The organism is Mesorhizobium sp. M7A.F.Ca.US.010.02.1.1, assembly GCF_004023085.1.
GTDB lineage: Bacteria > Pseudomonadota > Alphaproteobacteria > Rhizobiales > Rhizobiaceae > Mesorhizobium.
On the sequence record NZ_RZRV01000107.1, the window covers coordinates 1 to 1,079 of the forward strand.

The 1,079-nt window shown below is 64.2% G+C and carries 1 protein-coding gene; it reads left to right on the forward strand.

Annotated features, from left to right (window positions below):
- Positions 1-986, forward strand: a 986-nt coding sequence (locus EOA19_RS34925; RefSeq protein ID WP_245486466.1) for an IS5 family transposase, incomplete at its 5' end; no start/stop codon positions are given.
- Positions 987-1,079: the final 93 nt, after the last annotated feature.

Consider the following 1,079-nt stretch of genomic DNA (forward strand, 5'->3'; position numbering starts at 1 on the left):
GGGATCTTGCGATGACGACGAAGCCGAGCGGTCAGTTCAGTTTTGTGGAGGCTCTGCTGCCGCAGGGTCTTGGTCGGAGCGGTCGCCTGGACCGGTTGTCGTTGCTGGTGAAGTGGTATCGCTTCGAGAAGATCCTGGCACGGCTGCGCTCGCCGGCCGGACCAGGCCGGCCTGCCTACAATTCGTTGGTGATGTTCAAGGCGCTTCTGCTGCAGTCCTTGTATGGACTGTCGGACAGCGAACTGGAGGAGGCGCTCGCCGATCGGCTGTCGTTCCGCCGCTTCGTTGGGCTGACGCTCGAAGAGACGGTGCCCGACCACACCACGCTCAACCGCTTTCGCAATCGTCTCGTCGAGGCGGGGCTTCTGGAGAAGCTGTTTGGCGAACTGGACCGTCAGTTGGACAAGGCCGGGCTGATCCTGCGGCGCGGTACGATGCTCGATGCCACGGTGATCGAGACGGCGGCGGCACGGCCACCCAGTGGAACGGCGCACGAGGCCGGCGAGGCTGGCGATCCCGATGCCGGCTTTACACGCCGGCAGGGCAAGCCTGGCTCCTCCTATGGCTACAAGGCCCATGTCGGTGTCGACCAGGGCTCTGGCCTGATCCGCCGGGTGAGAACGACAGCGGCCAACGTCAACGACACGGTCGAGGCAGATCATCTGATCTGTGGCGACGAAGGCGCAGTGCTGGCGGATGCGGCCTATCACACCAAGGCGCGCCAGGTATTGCTGAGGGAGCGCGGGATCAAGCCAAGACTGATGCGGCGCGCCAACAAGCATCATCCGCATCTGCCAGCGCGCCTGAAGCATTTCAACCGGCTCATTGCGCGGCAACGCTTCGCCGTCGAGACGACCTTTGCCACCTTGAAGAACCGCATGCGGCTTTGCGCCATCCGCTACCGCGGCTTGGCCAAGGCGGCAGGACAGATCCTCATCGCCGCCATGGCCTTCAACATGCGCCGCTGGGTGACGCTGGCGACCTAATACAGGGTCGCATTGCGCCCGAAATCCGCCGAACCCGTCAAACCCCAGCCAATCCGGCCTCAAACCCGAGCCGCAAGGCACCCCACATTGGCC